We start from the raw sequence: 5215 nt of genomic DNA, 5'->3' as shown, positions 1-5215 counted from the left end.
CTGGTGCTGTAATAACACCAACAATAGTATAGTTGTTTTCGACTAATGCTTGTAATGTGGCAACTGCAAAATCTGGTGTGCCCATAAATACAATTTTCAAATCCCTCATAGATGACTTAATTTATATGTGTTTGTTGGTGTAATGGTAATAATGTGATGTTCTAATAATAGTTTTAAAACGGTTTTCATGTCTTTTTCTTCACAATCCAGATGTGCTAATAAAGCTCTGGAAGATTGATCCCCATTTTCTAATAATTCTATAATTTGTTTTTTAATGCTTTTTAGATCTTGTGGTTTTTTATGTTTTTTAAAGTTTATACAAACAGAGCAAATACCACAAGGTTCTGTATTCTTTTCTCCAAAATAGGCGAGTAGTTGCATGCTTTTGCAAACCGATTCATTTTCGACATAATCAAGCATGGCTTTTACGTGTTGTTGCTTTAATTTATTTTGTTGTTCTATGATTAAAGCAATCCTATTAATAGTTTTATCATCCTCCCTAGGTTCAATAAAAGTAATTTGTGCATCTGTTTTTGCCAAATTTAAAGTAATGATTTTATCATGTTCTAACTGTTGGAGGGTATGTATTAATATGCCTTCTGAAACGGATGCTTTTTTAGTGATTTTCACTAAATCAATTTTAGTAATATGATCGAAAACACCACCATAAAGACGCAAGATGGATTTGACAATAATACTATATTTTTTGTGAGTTTCAAGGTAATTGAAAAGCGATTGATTTGATATTATAAATTGAACGGTTACATTGTTTTTAAATTGGTTTGATAATGTGATAATACTATTTCTGTCTAATAATAAAAGGGAGTTATAGCATAAAATTGAACTAAATTTATAGGTCTTACAGAAGGTATTAAAATCAAAATCAAAAGTGTCATAAACCCCTTCTCCGTAAGAGATTTGAAAATAGTTGCATAATTTTCTATACACTTGTTTTACCAAATTTACCGTGGGTAAAACACTTAAAAACTGGTTTTTTACTAAAGCTTCGTCACTGTTGTTTTTTAATATAATGGCAAATGCCTTTTCACCATTTCTTCCAACCCTTCCGGCTTCTTGAAAATAACTCTCAATACTTTCTGGTAAATTTAAATGAATAACCGTTTTTACATCGGGTTTATCAATACCCATACCAAAGGCATTTGTTGCTACCATAACTTGGTTTTGATTGTTTAACCAAGCGGTCATGTTTTTATCTTTATCAATATTTGAAAGCCCACCATGGTAATGTGTAGCTGTAATTTTTTTTGAATTTAAAAAGGAACTCAGCTCTAATGTGAGCTTTCTGTTTCTTACATATATGATAGAAGACGCCGTATGTTTTTTTAAAATAGTTTCAAGACGATAATATTTATCATTTTCATGAAATACCATGTAGGCTAAATTTGATCTTAAAAAAGAATGCTTAAATATCTTCGGATTTATAAAATCGAGCTCTTTTATAATATCTTGAACCACATCTGGTTTTGCCGAGGCGGTGAGTGCGACAACATTTACACTAGGTTGTAATTGTCTTAATACTGTTATGTTTTTGTAAGCGGGCCTAAAATCACTTCCCCATTGTGAAATACAATGTGCCTCGTCTACTGCAATTAGATTTACATTCATTTGCCGTATACGGCCTTGTACTAATTCTTGTTGTAAGCGTTCTGGTGAGAGGTATAAAAACTTATAGTTTCCGTAAATACAATTATCTAATAGGGTATCTAATTGGCTATAACTTATGCCACTTGTAATAGCCATAGCTTTGATGCCTTTATTATTCAGCGCCTGTACTTGATCTTTCATCAATGCAATTAACGGAGAAACAACAATGCAAATACCTTCTTTTGCTAAAGCTGGGATTTGAAAACACAGGGATTTCCCGCCACCTGTTGGCAGTAATACAAAGGTGTCTTCCCCATCAATAACCGCATTTATAATGGCTTCTTGTTCTGGTCTGAAACTCGTGAATTTCCAATAACGTTCTAGTATGTTAATTGGGTGTTCCATGTTACATACTTAACGTTTTTAGAATAAAATCTGTTCGGTTTTCAACAGTATCAAAAGGGACATCCACTAATTTATAATGGAAAGATTGGTAGGTGTTTAATAAATGGTCATGAATTTTTAGAGCTTGATCAAAGTTTTCATACCGTTCATTATCGCTGGTATAAATAGCTTCCCAAGGTTTTAAAATAAAAACGAGGTCGTAAGCTGAGTTTTTACAGGCTTCTACAAAATTTTCAGGATACGTATCATTAATATAGTCCATATAAGCTATAATATCAGGAATGCCTCTGTCAAAAAAAACGGTTTCGTCTTTATGCATATCGGCATCAATAAATTGCTTTTGCCTGCCTTTTAAAAGGAGTTCGCTAAAGAGTAGAGGCTTTGTTAAAAACAATTGGTCTATACCTTGTTCTTTTGCATCTAAGGTGACTTGTCTAGAAATTTCTTCAAGACAGGTATGACCTCTTCTAATAAGTTCATTTACTAGTGTAGATTTTCCTGTACCAGGACCTCCAGTAATTACTATTTTTTTAGTGCTCAATTCAATAATATTTGATGTAAAAATCGTAATTTATATGATGATAAAAAAGTAGAAGCCAAACTATTGCAAATGGTCTATGATTTTAGGTTGCTTTTTTATTGGTTGTAGGTTGCGCTGGGGATTGCATCGGCATTCTTTTTTGAGGTAGTAGAAAAAGACCTGCACCGGTAGGTAGCCATGGTGGAAAGCCCGACCCTTTTTCGGGAAGCGCCAAAATAATAAATGGGTGTTATTTTTAAAATGTATTTTGCTGCCGTATATTTGCATTTTATTTTTATACTTATGAGCACACCTCCAAACCCTGAAGAGTTTTATAATAAATTAAAAGCACAATTGCATGATACGGCGCTTTGGCCAGCAGAATATCTGTATAAATTTATTGTGCTTTCTGATAAAGAAAAGATAAAGCAAATAGGTGTTATTTTTAATAACCTAGGCGCTGTTATTGAAACTAAAGAATCGAAAAAAGGGAAATATACTAGTGTTTCTATTAATGTTACAATGAAAAACCCTGAGGCTGTAATCGAAAAATATAAGCAAGTTGCAGAAAAAGTTGAAGGCGTCATAAGTCTTTAGTTTTTTTTTGTATTTTGCGCATGCATAACAACTACATGCGACAACATTTAACTCTACACATTTTATTTTGATAGATAATTTAGAATACAACACAGAGCGTGAACATTTAATCATTCCGGAATACGGGCGCCATATGCAAAAGATGATTAATCATGCAAAAACTCTTGAAACTAAAGAGGAACGTAACAAAGTGGCAAAAGGTATTATTGCAGTAATGGGCAATATGCAACCGCACTTAAGAGATGTTGCGGATTTTCAGCATAAATTATGGGATCAACTCTTTATCATGTCTAATTTTGAATTGGATGCTGATTCTCCATATGAAATTCCTACCAAGGAAATTTATGAAGAGCGCCCAGAGGTTTTAGAGTACCCTCAAAATTTTCCTAAATATCGTTTTTACGGAAACAATATTAAAACCATGATTGATGTCGCTAATACATGGGAAGATGGTGATCTAAAGAAAGCATTAACCTACACTATTGCGAACCACATGAAGAAATGTTTTTTAAATTGGAATAAAGATACGGTTGAAGATGCCGTAATTTTTGACCACCTTTTTGAACTTTCTGGAGGAAAACTTAATTTAAAAGACTCTAAAGAAGATTTATCAGACTCTACCAGTTTATTGCGTACAAAGGGTAAATATTCAAGTAATACGAGCAAGAAACCGCATCATAAAAAGAACTCTGCCAACCGCCAAAGAAAACGCTACTAATCAAGCATGGGAACATTTAAAATTGAAGGTGGCCACCAATTAAAGGGAAGTATTCAACCTCAAGGAGCCAAAAACGAAGCATTACAAATTTTATGTGCCGTTTTGCTAACCCCAGAAGTCGTTACAATTAATAACATTCCTGATATTGTAGATGTCAATAAATTAATCAGTTTATTAAAAAAGCTTGGAGTTAAAGTTGAAAAGCTGGGTAAAGGTTCTTTTAGTTTTCAAGCTGATGAAGTTGATTTAAAATATCTAGAATCAGACCAATTTAAGATAGATGGTCGTGGTTTACGGGGTTCTATAATGATTGTTGGTCCGTTATTAGCTCGTTTTGGTAGGGGATATATTCCTAAGCCAGGAGGTGATAAAATTGGTCGTCGTCGTTTAGATACCCATTTTGATGGCTTGATAAAACTTGGTGCCAAATTCGGATATAGTAAGGAAGAGCAGTTTTATGGTGTTGAAGCTAAAAAGCTAAAAGGGACGTATATGTTGCTTGAAGAAGCATCTGTAACGGGTACAGCCAATATTTTAATGGCCGCGGTTTTAGCTGAAGGTCAAACGACTATTTATAATGCCGCTTGCGAGCCTTATTTACAGCAATTATGTAAAATGTTGAATAGAATGGGTGCCAAAATTAATGGTGTTGGTTCTAACATGTTAATTATTGATGGTGTTGATCGTTTAGGTGGTACCGATCATACGATGCTTCCTGATATGATTGAAATTGGAAGTTGGATTGGTCTTGCTGCCATGACCAAAAGTGAATTAACGATTACGAATGTATCTTGGAATGATTTAGGATTAATTCCTGAAACATTTAGGAAATTAGGGATTACTGTTGAAAGGCAGGGTGATGATATCCATATCCCAGCACATACCGATGGTTATGAAATTCAAAGTTTTATAGATGGATCTATCTTAACGATTTCTGATGCGCCTTGGCCAGGATTTACTCCTGATTTATTGAGTATTATTTTAGTTGTTGCAACGCAAGCAAGAGGCAGTGTTTTGATACACCAAAAAATGTTTGAAAGCCGATTGTTTTTTGTTGATAAACTAATCGATATGGGGGCTAAAATTATCCTTTGTGACCCGCATCGTGCCACAGTTATTGGTCATGATTTTAAGTCTACTTTAAAAGCAACTACAATGACTTCGCCAGATATACGTGCTGGTGTGTCCTTATTAATCGCAGCACTTTCTGCAAAAGGAACATCAACTATTCAGAATATTGAACAGATTGATCGTGGTTACGAAAATATTGATGAACGTTTACGTGCTATTGGTGCTAGGATTGAACGTATTTAGTTTTAAGACGCTTTAAAATAGAATAAACTATTTTTAAATTCGATTGAAATACTTCC

The 5215-nt window shown here is 33.7% G+C and carries 5 protein-coding genes and 1 pseudogene; 3 read left to right on the top strand and 3 right to left on the bottom strand.

Annotated elements, in window-relative coordinates; translation table 11 throughout:
- The 3 genes and pseudogenes from QZ260_RS05080 to QZ260_RS05070 form a co-directional block, all read right to left on the bottom strand.
- Nucleotides 1-109 (bottom strand): annotated as a pseudogene (locus tag QZ260_RS05080) (methionyl-tRNA formyltransferase); the annotation flags it as partial.
- Nucleotides 106-2010 carry a RecQ family ATP-dependent DNA helicase gene (locus QZ260_RS05075; RefSeq protein ID WP_295983509.1) on the bottom strand — a complete coding sequence of 635 codons (1905 nt, stop codon included), beginning with the start codon at nucleotides 2008-2010 and terminating at the stop codon, nucleotides 106-108. The gene QZ260_RS05075 and the pseudogene QZ260_RS05080, both read right to left, overlap by 4 nt.
- Nucleotide 2011: 1 nt before the next feature.
- Nucleotides 2012-2551, bottom strand: a complete 540-nt coding sequence (locus QZ260_RS05070) for an ATP-binding protein (RefSeq protein ID WP_295983506.1) — start codon at nucleotides 2549-2551, stop codon at nucleotides 2012-2014.
- A 282-nt stretch (nucleotides 2552-2833) separates the two neighbouring features.
- On the opposite strand from QZ260_RS05070, the gene QZ260_RS05065 reads away from it, so the two are divergent.
- The 3 genes from QZ260_RS05065 (at nucleotide 2834) to murA (ending at nucleotide 5159) form a co-directional block, all read left to right on the top strand.
- Nucleotides 2834-3127 carry a DUF493 family protein gene (locus tag QZ260_RS05065; RefSeq protein WP_295983511.1) on the top strand — a complete coding sequence of 98 codons (294 nt, stop codon included), beginning with the start codon at nucleotides 2834-2836 and terminating at the stop codon, nucleotides 3125-3127.
- A gap of 67 nt (nucleotides 3128-3194) precedes the next feature.
- Complete coding sequence (locus tag QZ260_RS05060; protein WP_295983504.1) at nucleotides 3195-3845, top strand: DUF4290 domain-containing protein; 651 nt, start codon at nucleotides 3195-3197, stop codon at nucleotides 3843-3845.
- Between the two features lie 6 nt (nucleotides 3846-3851).
- Nucleotides 3852-5159: a UDP-N-acetylglucosamine 1-carboxyvinyltransferase gene (gene murA / locus QZ260_RS05055; RefSeq protein ID WP_295983500.1), complete on the top strand. Its 1308-nt coding sequence runs from the start codon at nucleotides 3852-3854 to the stop codon at nucleotides 5157-5159.
- The last annotated feature ends 56 nt before the right edge of the window (nucleotides 5160-5215 follow it).

It is taken from the genome of uncultured Algibacter sp., from assembly GCF_905480415.1.
Classification (GTDB): Bacteria; Bacteroidota; Bacteroidia; order Flavobacteriales; family Flavobacteriaceae; genus Algibacter_B.
Note: the sequence above shows the minus strand (reverse complement) of the source record. Positions and strands in the feature narration are given on the sequence as shown.

Bases quoted from the DNA above. Each gene is read 5' to 3' on its own strand.
- QZ260_RS05065 (WP_295983511.1), top strand. From the start codon at position 2,834: ATGAGCACACCTCCAAACCCTGAAGAGTTTTATAATAAATTAAAAGCA.
- murA (WP_295983500.1), top strand. From the start codon at position 3,852: ATGGGAACATTTAAAATTGAAGGTGGCCACCAATTAAAGGGAAGTATT.
- QZ260_RS05075 (WP_295983509.1), bottom strand. From the start codon at position 2,010: ATGGAACACCCAATTAACATACTAGAACGTTATTGGAAATTCACGAGT.